General features: G+C 74.4%; 1 protein-coding gene. It reads left to right on the top strand.

Annotated elements, in window-relative coordinates:
• Positions 1-20: 20 nt before the first annotated feature.
• Positions 21-437, top strand: a 417-nt coding sequence (locus IF19_RS01000000135245) for a phosphopantetheine-binding protein (protein WP_234321971.1), incomplete at its 3' end; no start/stop codon positions are given.

Genomic DNA, 437 nt, shown 5'->3' with positions numbered 1-437 from the left:
GCGACGTGGAGCCGGCGGCCGTGCGGGCGCAGATCGCCGCCGGACTGCCGGACTACATGGTCCCGGCCGCCCTGATGGCCCTGGACGAGCTCCCGCTGACGCCCAACGGCAAGGTCGACCGGGCATCGCTGCCCGCACCGCGGTGGTCCACGACCACCGGCGGCGGCCGCAGGCCCGCCGACGCCCGCGAGGAACTGCTCTGCCGGATCTTCGCCGACGTCCTCGGCCTGCCCGACGTCAGCCCCGACGACAGCTTCTTCGACCTCGGAGGCCACTCGCTGCTCGCCACCCGCCTCGTGAGCCGGATCCGCTCCGCCTTCGGGCGGGAGCTCGGTATCCGTGCGGTGTTCGAGTCGCCGACGGTGGGGGGTCTGGCGTTGCGTGTGGTGGGTGCTGGTGTGGCGCGTGGGGCGTTGGTGGCGGGGGTGCGGCCTGTG

The organism is Streptomyces californicus (assembly GCF_000717645.1).
In the GTDB taxonomy this organism is placed as follows: domain Bacteria; phylum Actinomycetota; class Actinomycetes; order Streptomycetales; family Streptomycetaceae; genus Streptomyces; species Streptomyces californicus.
The sequence above is the reverse complement of the archived record's forward strand: the minus strand, read 5'-3'. Positions and strand labels throughout refer to the sequence as shown.